Source organism: Bradyrhizobium iriomotense, assembly GCF_030160715.1.
GTDB lineage: Bacteria > Pseudomonadota > Alphaproteobacteria > Rhizobiales > Xanthobacteraceae > Bradyrhizobium > Bradyrhizobium iriomotense.
In genome coordinates, this window is the sequence record NZ_BSOW01000022.1 from 125,994 (window position 1) to 151,571 (window position 25,578).

The window sequence follows — 25,578 nt, forward strand, 5'->3', positions numbered from 1 at the left end:
GATCACCAGCGGCGCCAGTGGCGGTGGCCCCAGCCCCACCCGGGGCCATGAAACCGCCGAGGACCATAATAGCCGTAGGCGCCGTAGTAGTTCGGTCACCACCAGCAGCGGCCCCAGGCGTTACACACCATGCGGACCTGATCGACATTCGCAGCCGGGCCACTGGCGATCCGGTCGGCCTGCGGAATGCCATTCGGCATCGCCGCCAGAGCTTGCCCTGACGCGAGCGCAACGCCGCCGATGGCTGCGAGGCCAAGCACAGCAAATCTGAGTTTCATCGTCATCTCCCTCGTTGTTGCCGAGAGAACCGTCGCGAGATCAGATGGTTGCAATATGCGAAGGCGGCCGCGAGGAATTTAATCTTCCTGAATATCGGTTCACGTCATCTGGTGTGAGCGGTTCCAAATCGACGCGTGATTCGATCTCTCCACATCGTCATTGCGAGCCACCGGGTCCGCGCGAAGCGCGGCCCGATGACAGGCTCCGCGAAGCAATCCAGAATCTTTCCGCGGAGACTTCTGGATTGGTTTCGTCGTTCCGCTCCTCGCAATGACGGAGGTTGAGGAGCGCGCGCGAACCAACTCACCCCGGGTCTCGCGTCGTCACCGCCCCCGGAACTGCGGCTTGCGCTTTTCCATGAAGGCCTGCCGGCCCTCGCGAAAATCTTCGCTGTCCATGCAGGCGGTGCCGATCGCCTTGATAGCCTCCATGTCGCGCTGGCTTTCGTCCTTCAGCACCTCCGCGATGGTGATTTTCGCAGCCTTGATTGCGAGCGGTGCGTTCTGCGAGATCGTTTCGGCGATCAACATCGTCTCGCCCCAGAGCTGATCGTCCGGGGTCACGCGCTCCACGAGTCCGATCCGCAGCGCCTCCGCCGCATCGATCCGCATGCCCGTGTACATCAGCAGTCGCGCCCAGGACGGTCCGACCAGCGACACCAGGTGACGCAAGCCGTCATAGCCGTAGGCGATGCCGAGTTTCGCAGCGGGAATGCCGAACTGGCTGCTCGCGGCGGCGATGCGAATATCGGCAAGCATTGCGACCTGCATGCCGCCGCCGAGGCAGAAGCCCTGGATGCAGGCGATGGTCGGCTTGGGATAGTACGCAAGCAGCGCCCGCTGCGCGGCGCTGCGCTTCGCGTAGTCCTCGGAGGCTGCCGCGTTGTGGCGCTGCGTCTCGAACTGGCTGATATCGGCACCGGCGACGAACGCCTTGCCGCCGGCGCCGCGCAGGATCACCACGCGCACGGCGTCGTCGTCGCGCAAGCTCGTCAGCGCCTGGCCAAATCCTTCCCACATCTCCAGCGACATCGCATTGCGCTTGTCGGGATTGTTGAAAATGATCACGCCGACGCCGTCGGTGATCGTCTTGAGGATTTTGCCGTCGGCGAATGAAGTGTCCGGCTGGAAGATGTCTGGCATCGCGCACCCGCTCGTGTTGGCGGATGGCAATGTGCGGCAGGCCGTGCTGCGAGGTCAACCGGGGTAGGGGCTACTGCGCCATGTGCGCCGTCAGCGGATGGTTGGCCGCGTTGCTGAAGAACGCGGCTTCTTCGGCGGTCGCCTCCAGCAATTGTTCGTCCTGGTTATAGACGTCGTTGCGGAACTGGATTGTCTGGTCCTTGGTCATCCACGCCGTGAGATAGATCCAGGCCACCGGTACCTTCTTGGCCATGGCGACTTCGAGATGCTGTCCGGTGGCAATTTCGGCGTCGATCGCGGCGCGGTTCCACTTCGGCTGGTCCTTGAGCAGCCAGGCCGCGAGATCGCGGACGTTGTCGACGCGCGAGCAGCCGTGGGAATCGAAGCGGTAGTCGTCGCTGAACAGATTGCGCTGGTTGGTGTCGTGCATGTAGACCGAGTAAGAATTCGGCATGTCGATCTTGACCGCGCCGAGCGCGTTGAATGTGCCGTTCTGCTGGCGCACGGTGAAGTTCGGCGTGTGCGTGCCCGACCAGTCGACCGAATGCGGATCGATCGGATTGTCGTGGCCGTCGAGCACCTCCATGTGCATGCGCGACAGATAGGTCGGATCCTTGCGCATATGCGCGGAGATTTCGGTCTTGGCGATCGAGGAGGGCACGGTCCAGGTCGGATTGAGGACGACGCCGGTGATCTCGGCCGTCAAGGTCGGCGAGGGCTTTTCGGTCTTGCCGACGATGACGCGATAGCGCCGCACCACCACGTCGTTCTCGACCGCTTCGGCAAAAGTCGCGGGGATGTTGACCACGACATAGCGTTGCCCGAAGCCGAAGTTGGTGTTCTGGAGCCGCTCCAGCGACGCCTCGAGCTGCCGGATGCGCTTCTGCACGGAGACGTTCATCGCCGCGATCGTGCGCGGCGTCATCGTGCCGGTTGGAGCGAGGCCATGGCGCGCCTGGAAGCGCTTCACTGCATCGGCCAGATCCTGGTCGAAGGCGCCGCCTGCCTTGTCGGAGGCGAGGTCGCCGGAGACGATCAGGCGCTTGCGCAGCAACTCGTCATTGGGCCCCTGCGTGCCGAGCGCGAATTTCGCGTCCGCAGGAAGCGTCGGCCAGCCGCCGCGCACGGCGAGGTCGGAGTAGCTCAGCGCGGCGTCCTTGATCCGCTGGGCCGAGCCTTCGTCGAAGGTCGGCTCATGCGACAGCGCAAGTGCGGCGGCTGAGCGCGACTCCGGGGTCGAGGCAGGCGTTGCAGCGGCCTTCGGCGCCGCCGTGTGGGCCGGATTGGCCGTCGCGGGCGTCGTGCCGGCCGGCGCTGCGGCCGCGGGCTTGGCGGGGCCGGCCTGGCCGGTGGTTTCGGTTTGCGCAAGGGCCGAGGCGCTCGCGAGCAGGCCAATCGCAACGATGATGGCTTGGCGCTTCAACATGTGTCTGATCTTCCCCTTGGAAAGACGAGGCCCGGACGGGCGCTCGCATGACGTTTTACTTGCAGCGATGCCGCGGGCGCGGCTTTCGGCGATTCGCGGAGGCGGCGGCAGGCTAGGGCCTGGGGGTTGCGGTCCGATTAAACGCAGGCGTCCCGGCCCATCCGCCCTCGATTTGGTCGTTCGACGGCTCGGATCGGTTCGCAAAAAACGCGCTGGAGAGGGGCGAAAAGCAGCTAGAGCATGATCCGGAAAAGTGTGAAGCGGTTTTCCCTCGCGGCAAAAGCGGAACGCGTTTGCGCGGAGATCATGCTCAAACAATAACCTAAAGCGCGATGAAGATGCATCCCAATCCCATCGCGCTTTGAGGCCCCTTCGGAAGGAGGCCCAAATAAATAAAAGCCGCGCGTCGGTCGCGCGGCGAAGTCCTGTCCAATCCAGCCGCGCCCCCGCGACGCGGCGGATTGAACATCAGGTACGATGGACGGCCGACTGCCCAGCCGTCGATCGCTTAGCTTTCGTTCGCTGCGATCGATTCCATCAGCGACACGAGCTGACGCTGCACGGTCTGGTCCTTGATCTTGCTATAGGCGCGCAGCAGCCGGAGGCTGAAGGCACTGTCGAGGAACAAAAGGCTCTCGACTTCGCGCGCCTTGTTGTCGCCGTCGTAGAAGAAAGTAACGGGCACATCGAGCGCCGAAGCGATCTGCTGCAGACGGGCTGCGCCGACGCGATTGACGCCCTTTTCGTACTTCTGGACCTGCTGGAAGCTGACGCCCAGCTTCTCGCCAAGCTCAGCCTGCGAGATTTTCATCTCGACGCGCCGCAACCTGATCCGTTTGCCAAGCTCAATGTCCGGCTTGCCGGCACTGCGCTGCTTCATTCTCTTCGCCGCTGTTTTCATACTTTTTTTCACCGTTCCTCGGTTGAAAATCCCCCGAAGAGTTGGGTCAGGGGTTCGCCCATGTACACTTCCTTGAATTCGCGCGGATGCACGAATTCATCCTTGAACCACGGGAAGCGCGCCGGATTGAAGGCTTCTAAGAGCCAGTCAATCATGTGCCGCACCCGTGGAATCCGGCCGCTACCAGGATGGTAGGACAACCAGATATCCAGCGGGCGGTTCAGCGCGACCTCCAGTGGTATCAACTTCCCGCCAAGCGCGATGGCATAGCTCGGAAATACGCCGATTCCGGCGCCGTTCGCGACAGCCCAGTAGTTGGCGCTTGAGACGTTGGTCTTCATGACCAGAAGGTCACGCTCCGCAACGCCCGGGAAGAAGCTCTCGAATGTTTCCTTGGCGGCGAGCTGGTCGGCGAATTGCAGCACCAGGCGGTGCTTGATCAATTCGGCGGCGTTGCGCGGCGCGCCGTGTTTCTCGATGTATCTTTCGGCCGCCCAGAACATCAGGTGCATGCGGCCGAGCCGCACCAGCTTGATGTCGAGCGCTGAGGGGCGCGACAGATGGATGGCGACGTCGGCCTCGTGCCGGGAGACATCGGCCGAGCGCATCGCGCAGTGCAGGTCGACGAGGATGTTCGGATAGCTCTGCTGGAATTCGACCAGCCGCGGCGCCAGCCAGAAGGTGCCTAGCCCCTCGGTGACGGCGACCCGCACCTCGCCGGACGTGCCGGCGAGCGTATCGCTGGCGCGCATCACGTCGAAGGTCGCGGCCTCCATGCGCTCCACGGCCGAGACCACCATCGCGCCTTCATCGGTGAGATGGGTGCCGTGGACGTCGCGGGTGAACAGGGTGGAGCCGATCTGGCGCTCGAAATCGTCGATTCGTCGCCGGACGGCATTAATGGAGAGCGAAAGGCGCTCGGCCGCCGAACGGAAGCTGCCGCAACGCACGACCTCAAGGAAAATCCTCGCCGCGTCCCAATCCGAGAGGCCGCCGAGGAGTGCTTTTTGGCGTTCTTCCAGAGGAACGCCCCTTTCCGCCAAGAGGTGCATACAAGTCCTTTCGGCTAGCTAAACTGGCAGAATCTTCGGCAAACCACAACCACGGCGGGTTGCGGGGTGGCGAGTTTTTAACGCCATCCTTACCTAGGGTTTTGTGGTATCGCAGTGTGCCAAAGGGCTGGGAATCGGACAGACGGATTGTCCGGAAGAGGGGTATCGCGTGCGTTTCGTTGCGAGCCTTGAGAGGACTGGGTGGATATCGGGTTCTCCGAAGCCGGAGAGTATCGACCGCAAGTCGAGGCGCGTGGCAAGGCGTGGCGCTGCCGCCCGTTCCTCGCTCAGACGACGTCATGTTTCCAATGGAACCCTGATTTTCACGCCGGGACGCGCCGAAATCGTATTCGAAGCCCCGGATTCATCATGCTATCCTCGTCGGCAACCATGGGCCGCGGGGACCGTTGCCTTTCATTCTTACAGGTTGAACTAACGGAAAGAACGTCGGTGCCGCATTCAGACGAACAATTACAGTCGGTGCTCGAAACGCTCGAGGAGTGCCGTCGGGTTCTCGGTGAGAACCATGTCCGCGAGACGGTGGAATTGCTGTCGATCGCCATCCTCGATTTGCGGATGAAGGTCAAAGGTGTCGACAATGCCGAATTGCGGGCATTGTGCGACGAAATGCTGCGGGGCGCTGCCAGCGAATCCGCCTCCCGTTCCAAGCAGACGCAGGACCAGCCCCGGCGTCCGCTGCTCCGCGTGGTGAAATAGCCGCGCCGCCATCTCTCGCATCCGCGAGACTTGTGCGTGTCCCGATGCCGTACCTGTGATCACAGGCGGCATCGGGAGGAGCCTTGGTTTCCCGCGCCTCTGTTGCGCATTGCCCTGCATCGGTTACACCAAGGGCCGTTCGGCCCAAGTTCCGGCGCGCTCCCCCTGCGCGCGGTGCGGGCCTCGAGATGGCCCCGACTGCATCATGCAAAATGTTTCGATTACGGCGGCGTTGCTTGCCGGCCTCGTCAGCTTCCTCTCTCCTTGCGTCCTGCCCCTGGTTCCGCCCTATCTGATCTATCTGACCGGCGCCACGATCGAGCACGTCGAGAGCGACGAGCAGCCGTCCGCCTCCAGGCGCGCGGTGATGATGTCGGCGCTGCTGTTCGTGCTCGGCTTCTCGACCATCTTCATTGCGCTCGGCGCCAGCGCCTCCCTGATCGGCAGCGTGATCCGGGCCTGGTCGGCCGAGCTCTCGATCCTCGCCGGCGTCGTCATCATCGTGATGGGCCTGCACTTCCTTGGGCTGACACGCATCAGCCTGTTGATGCGGGAAGGGCGGCTGCCGATCCCCAAGCCGGTCGGTCTGTGGGGCGCCTATATCATGGGGCTCGCCTTCGCTTTCGGCTGGACGCCGTGCATCGGGCCGATCCTCGCGGCGATCCTGTCGATTGCCGCTGCGGAAGCGACGGTGACCAAGGGCGCCGGCCTGCTCGCGGTCTATTCCGCGGGGCTCGGCATTCCCTTCCTGATCGCAGCGCTCCTGATCGAGCAGTTCTCGGCGCTGTTCGCGCGCATGAAGGGCCATCTCGTCAATGTCGAGCGCGCCATGGGCGTGCTGATGGTGATCACCGGCATCTTCTTTCTCACCGGTGCGATCAGCAACATGAGCATCTGGCTGCTCGAGACCTTTCCGGTGCTCCAGAGCATCGGCTAGCTCCGGCTACTGCGAACTGCGCATCTGTTGAAGAATACCGAGAGCTTCAATGGCCCTGTGATCGGGCACGAAGAGGTGATCGTGGTAGTAGGCCGAAACCGCATTCGCGCTGATGCCGGCTTCGGCGAGACGAGTCGTGATTGCGGCGAGAAATCCCACCGCCTCGAGCGAGGAATGAACCGTGAGGGTGATCAAACGCGACGGGAATTGGTAGCGCAGCCCTGCCTTTTCGGCCTCCTCACGCCGTATTACGAGTGTCGTTCCTTCATGCTCGCGGAATGTCAGCAGCGGATTGATTGCAGCTGCGAGCTCGATGTCTGCCGTAACCGTGCAGAACACGAATACACCTTCTCGCAACTCGGGCCGCATATCTCCCAATAGCGCCTCAAGGTTGGTTTCGCCTGCCACGACCATGCGCCTTTCAATTGCGCCCGAGCGCTTCACGTCACTGGACCGCGAACCGGTCAGCCCCGGCGGCATGCGGCATGAGTGGAGGTCGGCGCGGCTCGCGCCGGCGCTCAGGCTTCCATTCACGGCCTCGAACACATGATGCGGGCTGCCTCGCGTTGGACCCCGATGCGTCAGCTCCATCTCGGCGGAAGATGGGGACGTCCAAGCCTCGCGATCATGGCACTATACCCCTGATTTGCCCGACGCGTCAAGAAATTTCGTAAAATACGAAGTTCCGTGCCAGCCCTCGCTGGCTCCTTTGCATGGGGTTGTTTCCGATATTTTTGTCTAGCGCGGCTCGTCCAGCGCGCAGCTGATCGTGTAGACGACGCCGCGCGGCAGAAAGTCCACCGTCGCTTCGCCTCCGAGCTGGTCGCGCGCGCTGCGCTCGATCAGGCGGGAGCCGAAGCCGCGTTGCACGGGAGCCGTCACCGGCGGGCCCCCGCGCTCGGCCCAGATCAGCCGCAGCCGCGGCTTGGGCGTATCCGCCGTCACCTCCCAGTCCAGCGTTACCGTCCCGGTCTCGTTCGACAGCGCGCCGTATTTGGCGGCGTTGGTCGCGATCTCGTGTACGATCATCGACAGCACGACGGCAAGGCGCGGCGACAACGGCACCGCCGGTCCGTTCATCCGGATGCGGTCCGGATTGTTCAGCAGGAACGGGTCCAGTGCACGGGCAATGACATCCTTCAGATCGGAGCCCTGCCACTTCTCCTGGCTGAGGAGATTGTGCGCTTCCGCGAGTGCGCCGAGGCGTCCCTCGAACTTGACGCGCTCGTCGCGGCTCGCGCTGCGGAACGACTGCACCGCGATCGCCTGCATCAGGGCGAGAGTGTTCTTGACGCGGTGGTTGAGCTCTTCGACCAAGAGATTGTGCAGCATCTCGCCGCGCGCGATAGTGGCGGCCATTCGCAAGGCGAAGGCAAGCCCGGTCAGCAGCAGCACGCCGCCGATCAGGCTCGTGATCGCGATGTTGCGCCAGAGCGGCGCGACCAGCGAGCTCTCGGCGACGCCGGCTGCAACCGTCCAGCCGGTCAGCCGCGAGCGGGTATAGGCGGCGCTGAGCGGAACGTTGTCGAGCGAGACCGCCGACAAGGACGCCTCGCCCTTGCGGAACATCTCGTCATAGAGCGAGGGCGTGGCGCGCTTGCCGAAGGTGTCGCCGGGGTTGGGCGCGCGTGCGAACACGATTCCCTTGCTGTCCAGCAGCGACACCGTCCAATGCTCGTCGGGCCGTTGCTTCTCGACCAGCGTCTGGAAGATGTCGAGCGGCGGGCTGAAGGCGAGATCGTAGACCACCTCGCCCTCGCGCATCACGGGCACTTCCACGGTGACGACCTGGCGCTGCTTGATGGCGCCGAGGAACAGGTCGGAATATTGCGGCAATTTGCTTGCGAAGACCTTTTCCACGATCTCGGTGTTGTTGCGCGGCGGCAGGCTCGCCGGGTCATCCGTCACCGACGAGAACAGCAGCCGTCCCTGGCGGTCCGAGACCAGCACAACGCCGTCCTTGCCGTACTGGTCGAGAAAGCCCGTGACGATGCGACGAAAGCTTTGGAAGTCGCCGCTTCGCAGCGCATTGGTCAGCGCGAGCACCTGCAGGCCCCCGGTCATCCGCTGCACCTCGGAATCGAGCACCAGGCGGATGCTGCGCACCGTTTCGAGCACGCGACGGTTCGCGTCGTTGCGGTCCTGCGTGTAATTATAAAAGACGATGCCGACGGCGAAGACGATCAAGGGCAGCATCGTCCCCATGACGAGGAGCGCGAGTCGTACGGGCAGTGTGAACTTTGACAACGCGGGCGCCCTGGTTCCGGCGCGACGGCGCCGGATGACGAAAGAGCATACGAGCAGCCTCTCGCTTGCGCCACGGGTTTCGAATTGATGGCAGATGACGGCGCGTCGGATTTTGCACTGCGTTCCTGGTCACTCGCGTGACACTGCGCCACTGTTCAGCTTGCCAAGAGCGTACTAGCCTACAGCCGCGCCGATCTCGGCCAGCGCATCTAGCGCGGCCAACGAGCCCTGTCTGGGTTTGGGGGTGATCGCCGATGAAGCATTGGATCCGCTGGTTGCCGGGGCTCGATACTCTCCGTCGATATGAGGCAGCGTGGCTTGCGCACGATATCTTCGCCGGGATCGTCCTGGCGACAATGCTGGTCCCGGTCGGAATTGCCTACGCCGCAGCATCGGGCTTGCCTGGCATCTATGGTTTGTACGCAACGATCGTGCCGCTACTGGTCTATGCGTTGTTCGGCCCAAGCCGTATCCTCGTCCTCGGCCCCGACTCTGCTCTGGCAGGGGTCATCCTCGGCGTAGTCGCTCCGTTGTCCGGTGGTGATCCCCTGCGGGCTGCGACGCTCGCCGCCATGATGGCGATCGTTTCGGGGATGGTCTGCATTCTGGCAGGTATCGCGCGCCTGGGCTTTGTGACCGAGCTTCTCTCCAAGCCGATACGCTACGGTTACATGAACGGAATCGCGTTGACCGTATTGATCAGCCAGCTGCCGAAGCTTATGGGCTTCTCGATTGAGAGCGAAGGACCCCTTCGAAGCTTGTTGGTGATCGGCGGCGCAATCTATGAAGGGCGGACGAACTGGGTTGCGTTTGGGATCGGGCTCGGCACGTTGGTCGTGATACTGCTTCTCAGGAACAGCAAGCGGCTCCCGGGCATTCTGATAGCGGTACTTGGCGCGACGGTCGTCGTCGGCGCGCTGGGTCTCGCAGCGCCTTATGACGTGAAGGTTCTGGGTCCCCTTCCTCAGGGCCTGCCGGGTTTCGTCGTTCCCTCGATCAGCTATGGCGACATGGTCCCTGTGCTGGTCGGCGGTTTTGCAATAGCGCTGATATCATTTGCCGATACCAGCGTGCTTTCGCGGGCCTATGCCGCACGATTGGGGACTCGGGTCGACCCCAACCAGGAGTTGGTGGGCCTCGGCGTCTCCAATCTGGCGACCGGCTTTTTTCAGGGGTTCTCGATCAGCAGCAGCAGTTCGCGTACACCCGTTGCGGAAGCCGCCGGCGCGCGCACCCAGCTCACCAGCGTCGTTGGCGCGCTGGCCATCGTTGCGCTCTTGCTGGCGGCGCCAAACCTCCTTCAGCATTTGCCGAGCGCAGCATTGGCCGCTGTGGTGATCACCTCGGCGATCGGCTTGATCGAGGTCACCGACCTGAAACGAATCTATCGCATTCAGCGGTGGGAGTTTTGGTTGGCGATCGTCTGCTTTGTCGGTGTCGCAGTGCTCGGAGTGATTCCAGGAATAGGTCTGGCAATCGTAATTGCCATCGCCGAGTTCCTCTGGGACGGTTGGCGCCCGCATTCCGCCGTATTGGGTCGCGCCCATGGCGTCAAAGGTTATCACGACATCACAAGATATCCGGATGCACATCGAATCCCCGGGCTGGTCCTGTTTCGGTGGGATGCGCCTCTGTTCTTTGCCAACGCCGAATTCTTCAGGGAACGCATCCTTGATGCCATGGCGACGTCGCCGACGCCCGTACGCTGGCTGGTCGTTGCAGCAGAGCCGGTTACGAGCGTAGACGTCACAGCCTGCGACGTGGTCGCCGAACTCGATGAAGCGCTGCACGCGCAGGGGATTGAGCTGTGCTTTGCCGAACTCAAGGACCCCGTAAAGGACAAGTTGAAGAGATTTGGCTTGTTCGCGCAGCTTGGCGAGAATTACTTCTTCCCGACCATCGGCGTGGCCGTCTCGCGTTATCTCGAAACCCATCATGTGGAATGGGAGGACTGGGAGGACGAAATCGAACGCTAGCGCGAACGGGCCTCGCCGGTCGAGATCAGCGCGACAGCTGCGAAAAGCAGCAACAGCTTCTTCATGATGTCCTCCTCGTTGAAACGAGCGCGGCAACAACCGTGCGAGGCTCACCGCGTTCCTAACGACGAGGAACAACCTGCCGCTTCTTCCCGTTGTCGAATTGCCGAAGCAACGACTTCGGCGATTGGAGGAGAGGAAGCATGAAACTAAGAACTACTACCGCGGCGCTGATGATCGCTGCCTTCGTCGTCCCAGCCTTTGCCGCCGACGAATTTTACGTCGTCCAGGACGTCAAGACGAAGAAATGCACCGTCGTCGACAAGAAGCCGACGGAATCGTCGATGACCGTCGTGGGTCCGGCTGGCGCCGTCTATAAATCGCGTACCGAAGCCGAGACTGGCATGAAGACCGTCAAGGTCTGCACATCCAACTGACGGAGGTGATGATGCCAATCATTTCGGTCTTCATTCTGTGGGCCGTGCCGACGATTCTGGTCATCGGCGGCGGCATCTATCTGATTGGTCATATGCACTGAGCGCGATACAGCTGGGCCGCGGCGAAGAATCGCCGGGGCCCGTGCCGTGAGGCTGCAAAATCCTAGAGATTACTCTCGGTGATCGCGGCGTAGACCATACTGCGCAGCTCGCGCCGGATCGGGTAGGCGCTCGACGGCAGCACCTGCGTCATGAAGATCGTGATCAGCTCTTCGGCCGGGTCGATCCAGAACGAGGTCGTTGCGGCGCCGCCCCAACTGTACTCGCCGGCGCTGCCCGCAATCAGCGTCTCCGCCGGGCGCATGGTGACGGCGAAGCCGAGGCCGAAGCCGATCCCGTTATAGGTCGCTTCGGAGAACAGCGAGCGCGAGACCTCGGGCAAGAAGCGGCCGCCCGGGATGTGGTTGGTCGCCATCAGGGCCAGCGTCTTCGGCCCGATCAGGCGGACGCCGCCGAGCTCACCGCCACCCAGCAGCGCGCGGCAGAAGGTGAGATAGTCGGCCGCCGTCGTGCACAGGCCGCCGCCGCCGGAGATGAAGGAAGGCGGGGCGAGGAACGAGCTCGTCGCGGGGTCGTCCTGGAGCGTCAGGCCCTGACGACGCTGGCCGGCGTGGAAGGTCATGCCGCCTTGCGGGTCGGCGGAATAGCAGGCGGCGAAGCGGTGCACCTTGGAGGCCGGCACGTGGAAATCGGTGTCGGTCATGCCGAGCGTATCGAGGATGCGCTGCTTCAGAAACTGCTCGAAGGGAATGCCTGAGATCTTGCCGATGAGATAGCCGATCACGTCGGTGGAAACCGAGTAATTCCAGGCATCTCCCGGCGAGAATTCCAGCGGGATCTTGGCCAGGCCTTCAATCATCGTCTCAAGCGTGCCGGCCTTCTCGACCTCGCCGATCTTCTGCTCGCGATAGGCGGCATCGACGTTGGAACGCTGCTGGAAGGCGTAGGTCAGCCCTGAGGTGTGGCGCAGGAGATCGACGATCAGCATCGGCCGTGACGGCGGCCTGGTGAGGAAAGTCGGGTGCGTGCCGGCGACGAAGACGCCAAGGTCCTTCCACTCCGGAATGTATTTGGCGACGGGCTCGTCGATCGCGACGAGGCCTTCCTCGACCAGCATCATGAAGGCGACGCTGGTGAGGGGCTTGGTCATGGAATAGATGCGGTAGATGGTGTCGTCCTTGACCGGCACCTCGCGCTCGACATCCGCAAGGCCAAGCAGCGAGCGATGGGCGATCTTGCCGCGGCGATAGACCAGGAGCTGCGTTCCCGGAAAGCGCCCGGCATCGACATACCGGTTCTTCAGATGCGCATCGACGCGGTCGAGCGCGGCTTTGGACATGCCGACGGATTCGGGCGAGGCGGGGGTGGGGGCGAGCATCAGTTCCTCCGGACGGTTTTATGGACAGGTGATAGCCGAAATGAGGACCCCATTCCAAGCCGGTCGCGCTTAACGCTGCCCACCCGACTGGTGTAGGCTTCGCAGCGGAACGCCGTCAGGCCAAACAACGAGAAAATCGGACAGCGGGAAAGAGAAATGACCCAGTTCAGCGAAACCGAGCTCACGGAAGCCGTCGTCAAAAGCTTCGACAACACGCCAAACCCGCGCGCGAAATTCCTGCTCCAGGAATTGGTGAAGTCGTTGCACGATTACGTGAGCAAGACCGGTCTCACCTTCGAGGAATGGGACTATGCGATCGATTTCCTGACCCGCACCGGACAGAAGTGCACCGATACCCGCCAGGAGTTCATCCTGCTCTCCGACGTGCTCGGCGTCTCCATGCTGGTCGACGCGGTGAACCACCGCGACCGCGACGGCGCCACCGAGACCACGGTGCTCGGTCCCTTCTATGTCGGCGAGCACAAGGTGACCGCACATGGCACCGATATCTCGCCGCACAATCTGACCGGCGAGAAGATGTTCGTGCAGAGCCGCGTCACGGATCTCGGCGGCAAGCCGCTTGCGAACGTTCCCGTCGACGTCTGGCACGCCGACGACGACGGCTTCTACGATTCCCAGAAGCCGAGCTACGACGAGATCGGCGCCTCGGCGCGGGCGCGCTTCATCACCGATTCCGACGGCCGCTTCTTCTTCCGCACCATCCTGCCGTGCAGCTATCCGATTCCGACCGACGGTCCGGTCGGCGAGATGATCGTGCAGACCAACCGCCACCCGATGCGTCCTGCGCACGTGCACTTCCTGGTCAATGCCAAGGGCTATGAGCCGCTGATCACCCACGTCTTCCTCGACGGCGACAAATATCTCGAATCCGACGTGGTGTTCGGGGTCAAGGACGAGCTGATCGCCAAGGTTGAGAAACGTACCGATCCGGCGATGCCCGACGGCGGCAAGGCGGCCGCGCCCTGGCACCTGATGACCTATGAATTCCACCTCAAGCCGGGCGGCGGATTGGCGCCAAAACCGCTCGGGGTGAAGGTCGCGGAGCAGGCCTGAGAGCGGCCTTCCGAGCGCCTGCCTAGTTTGTGTGCGGCGCACAAGAACTGGGCAGAGCGCAAGTTCCGCGCGCGGAGAAGCGGCCTGCGACAATCTGTTCAAATGCCTTAATGCATTGATTTATAAACAATATTCGTCTCGTTCCGCTTGGCACAAAGCTTGAATAGTTTGTGCCGACGCCATTGACGCCGTCCCGCGAGACTTCTTATCCGAATTTGCCGACGCCACCAGACGGGGGTCTCTCCCGTCATGCGTTCGCATGCGCCAACGGCGGCGTCACCGGACGGACGGGCTCGTGTGCACTGACGCACCATTTCTGCAACGACGCAAAGGACGACACGACCTATGACCAAGCGCATTCGCCGCCCCTCCGAGAGCGGCCTCAGCCGCCGTCAATTGTTGAAGGCGACCGGCAGCACCGCCGCACTGCTCGCCGCCGCCAAGCTGAATTTTCCCGCCGGTGCGTTCGCCCAGGATGCAGGCCCCGAGGTCAAGGGCGCCAAGCTCGGCTTCATCGCGCTCAGTGACGCCGGCCCGCTCTTCGTCGCCAAGGACAAGGGCCTGTTCGCCAAGTACGGCATGCCCGACGTCGACGTGCAGAAGCAGGCGTCCTGGGGCACCACGCGCGACAACCTCGTGCTCGGCTCCGAAGGTAACGGCATCGATGGCGCGCATATCCTCACGCCGATGCCGTATTTGATCTCGGCGGGCAAGGTGACGCAGAACAATCAGCCGACGCCGATGTACATCCTGGCGCGGCTCAACCTCGACAGCCAGTGCATCTCGGTTGCGAACGAATATGCGGACCTCAAGCTCGGCGTCGATGCCGCCCCCTTCAAGGCGGCGCTGGAGAAGAAGAAGGCCTCCGGCAAGGCGGTGAAGGCCGCGATGACCTTCCCCGGCGGCACCCATGATCTCTGGATCCGCTACTGGCTCGCTGCCGGCGGCATCGATCCTGACAAGGACATCGAGACCATCGTGGTGCCGCCGCCGCAGATGGTGGCCAACATGAAGGTCGGCACCATGGATTGCTTCTGTGTCGGCGAGCCCTGGAACCTGCAATTGATCCATCAGGGCATCGGCTACACCGCCGTCAATACCGGCGAGCTCTGGAATAAGCATCCGGAAAAATCCTTCGGCATGCGCGCCGCCTTCGTCGACAAATATCCGAAGGCCGCGAAGGCTCTGCTGATGGCGGTGATGGAAGCCCAGCAATGGGCCGACAAGGCCGAGAACAAGGCCGAGCTCGCCGCCATCATGGGCAAGCGTCAGTGGATGAACTGCCCGGTCGAGGACGTGCTGGATCGCACCTCGGGCAAGTTCGACTATGGCATCCCCGGCAAGGTGGTCGAGAACTCGCCGCACATCATGAAGTATTGGCGCGACTTCGCTTCCTATCCGTTCCAGAGCCACGATCTCTGGTTCCTCACGGAGGACATCCGCTGGGGCAAGTACGAGCCTGGCTTCGACACCAAGGCGCTGATCGCCAAGGTCAACCGCGAGGACCTCTGGAAGGACGCGGCCAAGACGCTCGGCGTCGCGTCCGCCGAGATCCCGACGTCTACCTCGCGCGGCAAGGAGACCTTCTTCGACGGCAAGGTGTTCGATCCCGAAAATCCGGCCGCCTATCTGAAGTCGCTCGCGATCAAGCGCGTCGAAGTCTGATAGGTCCCGCGGCCGCCCATGGGCGGCCGCATCACCATTGCAGCCGGAGAACAGATTCGATGAACATGTCCGTGAAGAAGATCGACGCTGAAGGTGTTGCGCCTTCCGCCGGCGCCGCCGCGGCGGTCGTCGCGATGACACCGAAGCGCCCGCCGCGCAGCGAGACCTATGCCCGGATGGCGAAGGAGGCTGCTGTCCGCGTCATCCCGCCGCTCGTCGTGCTCGCGCTGCTGACGCTGGTCTGGGAGCTCATCTGCCGCCGTGCCGGCTCGACGCTGCCGCCGCCGTCAAGAGTGTTCAAGGACACGAAGGAGCTGATCCTCGATCCCTTCTTCGATCATGGCGGCATCGACAAGGGCCTGTTCTGGCATCTCTCGGCCAGCCTCCAGCGCGTCGCCTATGGCTATTCGATCGCGGCCATCGTCGGCATCGCGCTCGGCACGCTGGTCGGGCAATCGGTCTGGGCGATGCGCGGGCTCGATCCGCTGTTCCAGGTTCTTCGCACCATCCCGCCGCTTGCCTGGCTGCCGCTCTCGCTCGCCGCCTTCCGCGACGGCCAGCCCTCGGCGATCTTCGTCATCTTCATCACCTCGGTGTGGCCGATCATTATCAACACCGCTGTCGGCATCCGCAACATCCCGCAGGACTACCGCAACGTCGCGGCCGTCGTGCAGCTCAATCCGCTCGAGTTCTTCGGCAAGATCATGATCCCGGCGGCCGCGCCCTATATCTTCACCGGCCTGCGCATCGGCATCGGCCTCTCCTGGCTCGCGATCGTCGCGGCCGAGATGCTGATCGGCGGCGTCGGCATCGGCTTCTTCATCTGGGACGCCTGGAACTCCTCGCATATCAGCGAGATCATCCTGGCGCTGTTCTATGTCGGCATCATCGGCTTCGTGCTCGACCGCCTGATCGCGGGCCTCGGCAAGTTCGTCACTCACGGCACCGCGCAGAGCTAAGGGGAGCGCAGCACATGACCGCCTATCTGAAGCTCGATCACATCGACAAGATCTTTACCCGCGGCGCCGCCACGACCGAGGTGCTGAAAGACATCAATCTCACCATCGAGAAGGGCGAGTACGTCTCGATCATCGGCCACTCCGGCTGCGGCAAGTCGACCTTGCTCAACATCATCGCAGGCCTGACCGTCGCCTCGACCGGCGGCGTGCTACTGGAGAACCGCGAGGTCAACTCGCCCGGACCCGATCGCGCCGTGGTGTTCCAGAACCACAGCCTGCTGCCTTGGCTGACCGTGTTCGAGAACGTCAAGCTTGGCGTCGACAAGGTATTTGCCAGAACCAAGACGCGGGCCGAGCGCGAGGCCTGGGTGATGCACAATCTCAACCTCGTGCAGATGGCTCATGCCAAGGACAAGCGTCCGTCGGAAATCTCCGGCGGCATGAAGCAGCGCGTCGGCATTGCGCGCGCGCTCGCGATGGAGCCGAAGGTGCTCCTGCTCGACGAGCCCTTCGGCGCGCTCGACGCGCTGACCCGCGCGCATCTGCAGGACTCGGTGATGGCGCTGCATCAGAAGCTCGGTAACACCATTCTGATGATCACCCACGACGTCGACGAGGCCGTGCTCCTATCCGACCGCATCGTGATGATGACCAACGGTCCGAGCGCGCGCATCGGCGAGGTGCTGGACGTGCCGCTCGCGCGTCCCCGCAAACGGCTCGAGCTCGCGTCGAATGCCACCTACTTGAAGTGCCGCCAGCGCGTGCTCGAATTCCTCTACGAGCGTCATCGCTTCGTCGAAGCCGCGTAAACGAGTGGTTAACGCGCGGAAGTGTCCGCGCCTAAATAATCGACACCTCGCTCAATTCTTGTGCGCCGCACAAGGATTGAGCGAATCGCAAAATTTGCGTGCGAAAAAGTCCTGCAAGAATTTCGGGCCACGCGAATAACTCGCTGAAATCCCTGCATTTCCAGAATGTGCGCACTTGGCATGGAATTTGAAATGTCATTTTGCGACGCCAACGACGACGTCCCTCAACATCATCAATCAGCATCGTGAACTCGCCACCGGGGAGAAGCCTCGGAGCGTGCCTCCATGCCTGGAGGCTGAGCCTGCAACGACGCAGCGGTGAGCCTAGAAGGGATTATCAATGACGAAGAATCCGACCTGGATTTCAGACTGGCGCCCCGAAGACGAGGCGTTCTGGAATGCGACTGGCAAGACTATCGCGCGACGCAACCTGATCTGGTCGATCGTGGCCGAACATATCGGCTTCTCGGTCTGGCTGATCTGGAGCATCGTCACCACCAAGCTGCCGCAGGCAGGCTTTCACTACACGACCGACCAGCTCTTCCAGCTCGTCGCCGTGCCGGGCCTGATCGGCGCCTTGATGCGTTTCCCCTACACCTTCGCGGTCACGACCTTTGGCGGCCGCAACTGGACCATCTTCAGCGCGGCGATCCTGTTCATCCCGACGTTGTCGCTTGCTTATTTCGTCAGCCAGCCCGACACCCCGTTCTGGCTGATGCTGCTCGTTGCGTCGACCGCAGGCCTCGGCGGCGGCAATTTCGCCTCCAGCATGACCAACATCTCCTTCTTCTTCCCTGACCGGATGAAGGGATCGGCGCTGGGTCTCAACGCTGCCGGCGGCAATATCGGCGTCTCCAGCGTGCAGCTCCTCACCCCCATCCTGATGACGCTCGGCGTCATCAACCTGTTCCAGGCGACCCCGGTCGACGGCATCTTCCTGCAGAACGCCGGGTTGATGTGGGTGCTGCCGATCGCGATCGCCGTGTTCGGCGCCGTGTTCTTCATGAACAACCTGACCTCGGCCAAGTCGTCGGTGAAGAACCAGCTCGCGATCGTCAAGCGCAAGCACACCTGGATCATGGCCTATCTCTATATCGGAACCTTCGGCTCATTCATCGGCTACTCGGCCGCGTTTCCGCTGCTGATCAAGACCCAGTTCCCGGCGATGACGATCTCGATCGCCTTCCTGGGTCCGCTGGTCGGCTCGCTGTCGCGGCCGTTCGGCGGCTGGCTGGCCGATAAGGTCGGCGGCTCCATCATCACGTTCTGGAATTTCATCGCGATGGCGGCGGCGACGATCGGCGTGCTCTATTTCGTCGGGCAGAAGGACTTCATCGGCTTCCTGTCGATGTTCCTGATCCTGTTCGTCACGACGGGCGTCGGCAACGGTTCGACCTACCGGATGATCCCCTCGATCTTCCGTGAGGAGAACCTGTTCAAGGTGCGCGGCAAGGGCGATGCGGCGCGCGCGCTTGCGCTGAAGACGGCGAGCATCGAGAGCGGTGCGGCGGTCGGCTTCATCGGCGCGGTCGGCGCCGTCGGCGGCTATCTGATCCCGAGCGGCTTCGGCAAGTCGATCGCCATGACCGGCGGACCGCAGCTCGCGCTCGCGATCTATCTCGCTTTCTACGCCTCCTGCCTCGGGATTACCTGGTGGTTCTACCTGCGTCGCGGCCCGCAGGCCGAAGGCGCGCCGAGCCTCGCCGAAGCAAGAGTCTAGAGACTTGGTACGAATCTCGCTTCTCCCCGTACGCGGGGAGAAGTTTTGCCGGAGAGTTTGACCCATGAACCTTATCCGCAACGGCGCGGACAAAGGCAGACTTCAAACCAGCAAGGAGACCAATATGACGCCCGAACAGATCAACCTCGTCCAGCAGAGCTTCGCCAAGGTCGCGCCGATTTCGGAAGCCGCCGCGGTGCTGTTCTACGACCGCCTGTTCGAGGTCGCGCCATCGGTGAAGGCGATGTTTCCTGCTGACATGACCGAGCAGCGCAAGAAGCTGATGGCGACGCTCACCGTCGTCGTGAACGGTCTGACCAATCTTGACTCGATCCTGCCGGCGGCGTCTGCGCTCGCGCAGCGTCACGTTGCCTACGGCGCCAAGCCCGAGCACTATCCCGTCGTCGGCTCGACGTTGTTGTGGACGCTGGAGAAGGGCCTGGGCGAGGCCTGGACGCCCGACGTCGCGGCGGCGTGGACCGCGGCTTACGGCCTGCTGTCGAACTTCATGATTTCCGAGGCCTATGGCCAGCGGCCGCAGGCTGCAGAATAGGGGACCAAAGTGAGTGAACCGCTCGTCATCGTCGGTAACGGTATGGCGGCCGCCCGTCTGGTCGATGAACTCGCCAAGACCTCGCTCGGCCGCTACGCAGTGGCTGTGATCGGTGAAGAACCGCGGCTCGCCTACAACCGCGTGCTGCTCTCGTCCGTGCTCGCGGGCGAGACCGGCTCGCACGAGATCGAACTCAGGCCCGCCGACTGGTGGCGCCAGCGCGGCGTCACCGTGCGCTACGGCTATCGCGTTACCGAGATCGATGTCGGCCGTCGCGAGCTGAAGATCGTGGGCGAGGAGAGCATGGAATATTCCAAGCTCGTCCTCGCCACCGGCTCGACGCCGCTGCGGCTGAACGTGCCGGGCGCGGATCTTGCGGGCGTCCACACCTTTCGCGACAGCCGCGACGTCGACCTGCTCCTGACGCTCGCAGCAGCGAGGAAGCGCGTCGTCGTGGTGGGCGGCGGCCTCTTGGGCCTCGAAGCGGCCTATGGTCTTGCGAAAGCCGGCGCACCGGTGACGCTGCTGCATCTCATGGACCGCCTGATGGAGCGCCAGCTCGATCTGCCGGCGGCCGAGCTGCTCAAGACGCTGGTCGAGCGCAAGGGTATCCACGTCCTCCTGAACGCGAGCACCAAGTGCATTCACGGCGACGGCCACGTCGAGGCCGTCGAGCTTGCCGACGGCAGCCGCATCGAGGCCGATGCCGTGATCTTTGCGGCCGGCATCCGGCCGAACGTCGCGATCGCGAAGGAGGCGGGGCTTGCCGTCAACCGCGGCATCGTCGTGAACGATTGCCTCCAGACCAGCGAGTCCGACATCTTCGCGCTCGGCGAGTGCGCCGAGCATCGCGGCACCTGCTACGGACTGGTCGAGCCGGCCTATGAGCAGGCGCGCGTGCTGGCGCGGCACCTTGCCGGGAAGAGCGCGGCCTATCAGGGCAGCGTGGTCTCGACCAATTTGAAGGTGTCCGGCGTCAGCGTGTTCTCGGCGGGCGATTTCGTCGGCGGCGCGGGCAGCGAGAGCCTCGTGCTCTCCGATCGCAGGCGCGGCACCTACAAGAAGCTGGTCATCGCCGACGGCAGGCTCACCGGCGCCGTGCTGATCGGCGATACCGTGGACGCGCTCTGGTATCTCGAGCTGATCCGCAATCGCGAAGCGGTCGCAGCGATCCGCACCGACATGATGTTCGGCCGCGCGCTCGCGCTCCCGCCCAAAGCCGCTTGATGGATGCCGCCTGAATGACAGCGATCGACCCGACGCTCCGCACTACCAGAACGACCTGCCCCTATTGCGGCGTCGGCTGCGGCGTGCTGGCTACGCCCGACGGCAGTGGCGGCGCTGCGATCGCCGGCGACCCCGAGCATCCCGCCAATTTCGGCCGACTCTGCTCCAAGGGCTCGGCGCTCGGCGAGACCGTCGGACTCGAGGGCCGTCTGCTCTATCCGATGATCCGCTGCAAAGGTGTCCTGGAACGTGTCGCCTGGAGCGACGCGCTCGACCATGTCGCCCATCGCATGCAGCATATCGTGGCCCGCGACGGCGCGGATGCGGTCGCCTTCTATCTCTCCGGCCAGTTGTTGACGGAGGACTATTACGTCGCCAACAAGCTGATGAAGGGTTTTGTCGGCACGGCGAATGTCGATACCAATTCGCGACTCTGCATGTCGTCATCGGTCGCCGGCCATCGCCGCGCTTTCGGTGCCGACACCGTGCCCGGCTGCTACGAGGATCTCGACAAGGCCGATTTGCTCGTGCTGGTCGGCTCCAATGCGGCCTGGTGTCATCCGATCCTGTTCCAGCGCATGCGCAGGAACAAGGAGGAGCGCGGCGCGCGCATCATCGTGATCGATCCGCGCCGCACCGACACCGCGAGCGATATCGATCTGTTCCTGGGCGTCAAGCCCGGCACCGACACGGCGCTGTTCGCGGGCCTGTTCGTTCATCTCGCCGACAACGGCGCCCTCGACAAGGACTACATCGCGAACAACACGTCGGGCTTCGACGATGCGCTGGCGCGCGCGCGCAGCATCGCCGGCAGCGTCACGGCTACGGCGCTCGCGACCGGCCTGTCCGAGCAGGACGTCGCTGCGTTCTTTGCGATGTTCCGCGAGACGGAGCGCGTCGTCACGCTGTACTCGCAGGGTGTCAACCAGTCGGCGCAGGGCACCGACAAGGTCAACGCCATCCTCAACTGCCATCTCGCCACGGGTCGCATCGGCAAGCCAGGGGCCTCGCCGTTCTCGCTCACGGGACAGCCCAATGCGATGGGCGGGCGCGAGGTCGGCGGGCTTGCCAACCAGCTCGCCGCGCACATGATGTTCACGCCGCCGGAGATCGATCGCGTGCGGCGGTTCTGGAAGGCGCCGCGCATCGCCACCCATGAGGGACTGAAGGCGGTGCAGCTGTTCGAGGCGATCAACCGCGGCGAGGTCAAGGCGTTGTGGGTGATGGGCACCAATCCTGCGGTGTCGCTGCCGGATGCCGACATCGTCCGCGAGGCGATGAAGAAGCTCGAGCTGTTCGTGGTTTCGGAGAACGTGCTCTCCAACGACACGGTCGAGGCGGGGCCGCATGTTCTGCTGCCCGCGCTCGCATGGGGCGAGAAGTCGGGCACGGTGACCAATTCCGAGCGCCGCATTTCCCGCCAGCGTTCGTTCCTGCCGGCGCCGGGCGAGGCGCGGCCGGACTGGTGGATTCTGAGCGAGGTCGCAAAGCGCCTCGGTTTCCGCGAGGGCTTCAACTACAAATCCGCCGCCGAGATCTTCCGCGAGCACGCCGCGCTCTCGGCGTTCGAGAACGATGGCAGCCGTGACTTCGACATCGGCGCGCTGCAATCGGTGTCCGACGAGGCCTATGACGCGCTCGTTCCGTTGCAATGGCCTGCGCGCGAGGGCCAGAGCCCTGGCGAGCGTTTCTTCGCGAACGGCGGCTTCTTCACCAATGACGGCAAAGGTCGCTTCGTCGCGCCAGACGTGCCGGCGCTGCGCAGCGAGACCAATGCGGGGCGGCCGCTGCGCCTGAACACGGGACGCATCCGCGACCAGTGGCACACCATGACCCGCACCGGCCTCAGCCAGCGGCTGGGGGCGCATCTGCCCGAGCCTTTCGTCGAGATCCATCCGGATGATGCCAACAAATACGGTGTCGTCGACGACAGCTTCGCCCGCGTCACCACCGATTACGGCCAGAGCATCCTGAAAGTCGTCGTCAGCGAGCGCCAGCAGCGCGGCACGCTGTTCGTGCCGATCCACTGGAGCGCGATGAACACTTCGCACGGCCGCATCGGCGCGCTGGTGCAGTCGTTCAACGATCCGTTTTCGGGGCAGCCGGAAGCCAAGGCAACGCCGGCCGCGATCGCGCCGTATGAATACGTCTTCCGCGGCTTTGCGCTGTCGCGCAAGCAACTCGCGCTGCCGCCGCATTTGTGGTGGGCGCGCGCCGCGATCGGCGGCGGCTTCGGCTATCTCTTCGCCGACAACGCGGATCTGTCGCGCTGGCCGGCCTGGCTGCACGATATCGGGGGCGAGGATATCGCCGAATACCGCGATTTCGGCGGCGGCGTCTATCGCGCGGCGTCCTTCGTCGGCGACCGCATCGAGGCCTGCCTGTTCATCGGCCCAGCCCATGATGCCGGTGACTGGGAGGTGGTGAAGAGCCTGTTCGCGGCAGACAGCGTCAGCGACGAGCAGCGCCGCATGTTGCTCTCCGGCAAGTCGACCGAGGGTGTCGCCTCGACCGGTCCCGTGGTCTGCGCCTGCTTCGGCGTCGGCCGCGCCACCATCTGCGACACCATCGCCGCCGGCGCGCGCAGCGCAGCCGAGATCGGCGCAAAACTCAAGGCCGGCACCAATTGCGGCTCCTGCATTCCCGAGCTGAAGCGGCTGATTGCGGAGACGGGTGGGGCTGCGAAGGAAGCAAAGTTCGCGGGTGCTGCGAGCTAAGAGTCCTGGCTACGCAGCCGTCATTGCGAGCGCAGCGAAGCAATCCAGAATCCTTCCGCGGAGGGGTTCTGGATTGCTTCGTCGCAGGGGCTCCTCGCAATGACGAATCGGTGGAGGCAGCTTGCGCATTGCCTCCCATTCGTTGTCCTGGCGAAGGCCAAGACAACGGCGGAGCGTAGAGCGCCAGCTTGCGCGAATGCCGCCATGATATGAGCGCCAATCGACGGCTTCTCAATTGTCGCTTATGGTGTCGGCGCTTCTCGCGCAACGTCACATAAAAATTACAACAAGCATGATGTACCTGGAAACGCCGCCCCGCCTGACCCAGACAAGGCTGTTCTCCGCTATGCCCGAACATTTCCGCCGCAAGGGCGTGCGGACGGATTGGGCGGATGCCAACCGGCCGGGAGTTGCGACCGACTCCTTCATCGAAGGTCCCTCGTTCGATGCGGACGGCAATCTCTACATCGTCGACATTCCGTTCGGCCGCATTTTTCGCATCGCGCCCGATGGGGTGTGGTCGCTGGTCATCGATTACGAGGGTTGGCCGAACGGATTGAAGATCGCAGCCGACGGTCGCATCCTGGTTGCCGACTACATGCATGGCATCATGGAGCTGGATGCGATGGCGGGGCGCATCACCCCGGTGCTCACCGCGCGCAACTCGGAGTCGTTCCGCGGCTGCAACGACCTGCATCTCGCCTCCAACGGCGACATCTATTTTACCGACCAGGGGCAGACCGGCCTGCACGATCCGAGCGGCCGCGTCTATCGGCTCACCCCGGGCGGTCGACTTGATTGCCTGATCGATACCGGCATCAGTCCGAACGGGCTCGTGCTCGATCCAACCGAGACCGTGCTGTTCGTCGCCATGACGCGCGACAATGCGGTGTGGCGCCTGCCGTTCATGAAAGACGGTAGCGTCTCGAAGGTCGGCCGCTTCTGCTCGCTGTTCGGCACCTCCGGCCCCGACGGCATGACCATGGACCGCGCCGGCCGCCTGTTCGTCGGTCACGCCTCGCTCGGACACGTTTTCGTGTTCGCGCCGAACGGTGAGCTGATCGCGCGGATCAAGTCCTGCGCCGGGTCGAACTGCACCAACGTTGCAATCGGTGGCGCAAACAAGGATCGGCTCTATATTACGGAGTCGTCGACCGGTAGCGTGCTGGTCGCGGATATCAGTGAACTCTAATCCTCGATACTTGTTGTCTGACGAAATTCGCGCGCCACGTTCCATTCGCCTCCCCCGAAAGTGGGCAGAGGGAGCATTCCAATCTCGCCTGTGGAGAAGAACATGAACACGAAGCCCTTCGGCCGCACCGGCGCCAACGTTTCCGTCATCGGGCAGGGCACCTGGTATCTCGACCACGGCGACCGCAAGCGCGCGATTGTGGCGCTTCAGCGCGGGCTTGATCTCGGGATGACACATATCGACACCGCCGAGATGTATGGCGATGCGGAGCTCGTCATTGCGGATGCGATTGCCGGTCGCCGCGACGAGGTGTTCCTGGTCTCAAAAGTGCTGCCGAGCAATGCTTCGCGCCGCGGCACCATCACCGCCTGTGAGCGCTCGCTCAAGCGGCTGAAGACGGACCGGCTCGACTGCTATTTGCTGCACTGGCGCGGCTCCTATCCGCTGGAGGACACCGTTGCCGCGTTCGAGGAGCTGGTGAAGGTCGGCAAGATCAAATCCTGGGGCGTGTCCAACTTCGACGCCGACGATCTCGACGACATCCTTGACGTCGCGGGCGAAGGCAAGATCGCCTGCAATCAGGTGCTCTACCATCTGAAGGAGCGCGCGATCGAGCACGCGGTGATTCCGTGGTGCGAGCGGCAGGGTGTCGCGGTGGTGGCCTATTCGCCGTTCGGCCATGATGATTTTCCGGCAAGCGCGAGCAAGGGCGGCGCGGTGCTCGCGCGCATCGCAGAGGCGCATCGTGCGACGCCGCGTCAGGTCACGCTGAGCTTCCTCACCCGAGCAACTACGGTGTTCGCGATCCCGAAGGCGTCGTCCGCCGAGCATGCTGGCGAAAATGCGGCGAGTGGCGATCTCGTGTTGACCAGAGACGACATCGCCGCGCTGGATGCGGCGTTTCCGCGCGGAAGCAAGCCGCGCAGCCTGCCGATGCTGTAGTGCAAAAAAGGCGCTTTTATTAACGGAGTGTTCACACGCGCGCCCATCAGCGCATATCGGCTTCCTGTTTTCGGGCGTTGTGAACGCGGCGCAATTGGCGTTTTTATAGGCTGATAGATTCGCATTTTCCCGAGTTCCAGCCGTGACACCGCCGCCCGCCGCAGCCGC

The 25,578-nt window shown here is 63.4% G+C and carries 21 protein-coding genes and 1 pseudogene; 14 read left to right on the forward strand and 8 right to left on the reverse strand.

Annotated features, from left to right (window positions below):
* Window positions 1–2: 2 nt before the first annotated feature.
* The 5 genes and pseudogenes from QQL28_RS28665 to QQL28_RS28685 form a co-directional block, all read right to left on the reverse strand.
* Window positions 3–278, reverse strand: a pseudogene (locus QQL28_RS28665) (hypothetical protein).
* A 324-nt stretch (window positions 279–602) separates the two neighbouring features.
* The gene (locus QQL28_RS28670; RefSeq protein WP_284270869.1) at window positions 603–1,421 is read right to left on the reverse strand and encodes an enoyl-CoA hydratase; all 819 of its coding nucleotides are present in this window, start codon (window positions 1,419–1,421) and stop codon (window positions 603–605) included.
* Window positions 1,422–1,491: 70 nt separating this feature from the next.
* Entirely contained in the window at window positions 1,492–2,847 is a 1,356-nt protein-coding gene (locus tag QQL28_RS28675) for a L,D-transpeptidase family protein (protein WP_284270871.1), read from the reverse strand.
* A 508-nt stretch (window positions 2,848–3,355) separates the two neighbouring features.
* Window positions 3,356–3,727 carry a helix-turn-helix domain-containing protein gene (locus QQL28_RS28680; protein WP_020608151.1) on the reverse strand — a complete coding sequence of 124 codons (372 nt, stop codon included), beginning with the start codon at window positions 3,725–3,727 and terminating at the stop codon, window positions 3,356–3,358.
* 29 nt (window positions 3,728–3,756) lie between these two features.
* Entirely contained in the window at window positions 3,757–4,800 is a 1,044-nt protein-coding gene (locus QQL28_RS28685; RefSeq protein WP_284270875.1) for a LysR family transcriptional regulator, read from the reverse strand.
* Window positions 4,801–5,001: 201 nt separating this feature from the next.
* On the opposite strand from QQL28_RS28685, the gene QQL28_RS28690 reads away from it, so the two are divergent.
* Both QQL28_RS28690 and QQL28_RS28695 read left to right on the forward strand, forming a co-directional pair.
* Complete coding sequence (locus QQL28_RS28690) at window positions 5,002–5,517, forward strand: hypothetical protein (protein WP_284270876.1); 516 nt, start codon at window positions 5,002–5,004, stop codon at window positions 5,515–5,517.
* 205 nt (window positions 5,518–5,722) lie between these two features.
* Window positions 5,723–6,454, forward strand: a complete 732-nt coding sequence (locus QQL28_RS28695) for a cytochrome c biogenesis CcdA family protein (RefSeq protein ID WP_284270877.1) — start codon at window positions 5,723–5,725, stop codon at window positions 6,452–6,454.
* Between the two features lie 6 nt (window positions 6,455–6,460).
* Here the strand turns inward: QQL28_RS28695 and QQL28_RS28700 are convergent, their stop codons facing one another.
* Both QQL28_RS28700 and QQL28_RS28705 read right to left on the reverse strand, forming a co-directional pair.
* The gene (locus QQL28_RS28700; protein ID WP_284270906.1) at window positions 6,461–6,862 is read right to left on the reverse strand and encodes an ACT domain-containing protein; all 402 of its coding nucleotides are present in this window, start codon (window positions 6,860–6,862) and stop codon (window positions 6,461–6,463) included.
* Between the two features lie 330 nt (window positions 6,863–7,192).
* Complete coding sequence (locus QQL28_RS28705) at window positions 7,193–8,650, reverse strand: sensor histidine kinase (RefSeq protein WP_284270907.1); 1,458 nt, start codon at window positions 8,648–8,650, stop codon at window positions 7,193–7,195.
* Between the two features lie 305 nt (window positions 8,651–8,955).
* Between QQL28_RS28705 and QQL28_RS28710 the strand changes: the two genes are divergently transcribed.
* Entirely contained in the window at window positions 8,956–10,677 is a 1,722-nt protein-coding gene (locus QQL28_RS28710) for a SulP family inorganic anion transporter (RefSeq protein WP_284270878.1), read from the forward strand.
* Window positions 10,678–10,880: 203 nt separating this feature from the next.
* Window positions 10,881–11,114, forward strand: a complete 234-nt coding sequence (locus QQL28_RS28715) for a hypothetical protein (RefSeq protein WP_284270879.1) — start codon at window positions 10,881–10,883, stop codon at window positions 11,112–11,114.
* Between the two features lie 163 nt (window positions 11,115–11,277).
* Here QQL28_RS28715 and QQL28_RS28720 read toward each other — a convergent pair whose 3' ends face one another.
* Window positions 11,278–12,552, reverse strand: a complete 1,275-nt coding sequence (locus QQL28_RS28720) for a serine hydrolase domain-containing protein (RefSeq protein WP_284270880.1) — start codon at window positions 12,550–12,552, stop codon at window positions 11,278–11,280.
* 156 nt (window positions 12,553–12,708) lie between these two features.
* Here QQL28_RS28720 and QQL28_RS28725 point away from each other — a divergent pair, with 156 nt between their 5' ends.
* The 10 genes from QQL28_RS28725 to QQL28_RS28770 all read left to right on the forward strand — a co-directional run bounded on the left by QQL28_RS28725 (window position 12,709) and on the right by QQL28_RS28770 (window position 25,410).
* Window positions 12,709–13,626 (forward strand): intradiol ring-cleavage dioxygenase, encoded by a 918-nt coding sequence (locus QQL28_RS28725; RefSeq protein WP_284270881.1) that lies wholly within the window; start codon window positions 12,709–12,711, stop codon window positions 13,624–13,626.
* 345 nt (window positions 13,627–13,971) lie between these two features.
* Window positions 13,972–15,291, forward strand: coding sequence for a CmpA/NrtA family ABC transporter substrate-binding protein (locus QQL28_RS28730; RefSeq protein ID WP_284270882.1), 1,320 nt, complete (start codon window positions 13,972–13,974; stop codon window positions 15,289–15,291).
* A gap of 65 nt (window positions 15,292–15,356) precedes the next feature.
* Window positions 15,357–16,250 (forward strand): nitrate ABC transporter permease, encoded by an 894-nt coding sequence (gene ntrB, locus QQL28_RS28735; protein ID WP_431309657.1) that lies wholly within the window; start codon window positions 15,357–15,359, stop codon window positions 16,248–16,250.
* A gap of 14 nt (window positions 16,251–16,264) precedes the next feature.
* A complete protein-coding gene (locus QQL28_RS28740) occupies window positions 16,265–17,059 on the forward strand; it encodes an ABC transporter ATP-binding protein (RefSeq protein ID WP_284270884.1) in 795 nt (264 codons plus the stop codon).
* Between the two features lie 340 nt (window positions 17,060–17,399).
* Window positions 17,400–18,779, forward strand: coding sequence for an MFS transporter (locus QQL28_RS28745; protein WP_284270885.1), 1,380 nt, complete (start codon window positions 17,400–17,402; stop codon window positions 18,777–18,779).
* Between the two features lie 124 nt (window positions 18,780–18,903).
* Window positions 18,904–19,332 carry a globin family protein gene (locus QQL28_RS28750; RefSeq protein WP_284270886.1) on the forward strand — a complete coding sequence of 143 codons (429 nt, stop codon included), beginning with the start codon at window positions 18,904–18,906 and terminating at the stop codon, window positions 19,330–19,332.
* A gap of 9 nt (window positions 19,333–19,341) precedes the next feature.
* Window positions 19,342–20,559, forward strand: coding sequence for an NAD(P)/FAD-dependent oxidoreductase (locus tag QQL28_RS28755; RefSeq protein WP_284270887.1), 1,218 nt, complete (start codon window positions 19,342–19,344; stop codon window positions 20,557–20,559).
* 14 nt (window positions 20,560–20,573) lie between these two features.
* Window positions 20,574–23,276, forward strand: a complete 2,703-nt coding sequence (locus tag QQL28_RS28760) for a nitrate reductase (protein ID WP_284270888.1) — start codon at window positions 20,574–20,576, stop codon at window positions 23,274–23,276.
* A gap of 295 nt (window positions 23,277–23,571) precedes the next feature.
* Window positions 23,572–24,468 (forward strand): SMP-30/gluconolactonase/LRE family protein, encoded by an 897-nt coding sequence (locus QQL28_RS28765; protein ID WP_284270908.1) that lies wholly within the window; start codon window positions 23,572–23,574, stop codon window positions 24,466–24,468.
* Between the two features lie 102 nt (window positions 24,469–24,570).
* The gene (locus QQL28_RS28770; RefSeq protein WP_284270889.1) at window positions 24,571–25,410 is read left to right on the forward strand and encodes an aldo/keto reductase; all 840 of its coding nucleotides are present in this window, start codon (window positions 24,571–24,573) and stop codon (window positions 25,408–25,410) included.
* Window positions 25,411–25,578 lie beyond the last annotated feature (168 nt).